A 256-nucleotide genomic window follows, 5' to 3' on the forward strand; every position below is an offset into this window, starting at 1 on the left:
GTACGGATTCGATTCGTCCTTCTGCTCGCGCAGGTGATTCGCGCCGTCGAAGCCGTAGCGCACTTCGCGCAAGCCGACGACGCCCGCCATGTCCTGCAGCTCGCAGTCGCCGTTGGCGGGGCAGGTGAGGCAGTCGAGCGGGTGATCGGAGATGTACAGCTCCATCACGTTGCGGCGCAGCGACTGCAGCCGGTCCGACTGCGTGCGCACCTTCATCCCGGCTTCGGCGGGCGTCGTGCACGATGCCGGATAGCCG

Annotated in this window: 1 pseudogene; it reads right to left on the minus strand. The window is 67.2% G+C overall.

Going from position 1 to position 256, the window contains the following annotated elements:
* Positions 1-256: pseudogene (locus SB765_RS31480) on the minus strand (hypothetical protein); the annotation flags it as partial.

Source organism: Pseudomonas sp. SIMBA_067 (assembly GCF_046534675.1).
GTDB lineage: Bacteria > Pseudomonadota > Gammaproteobacteria > Pseudomonadales > Pseudomonadaceae > Aquipseudomonas > Aquipseudomonas putida.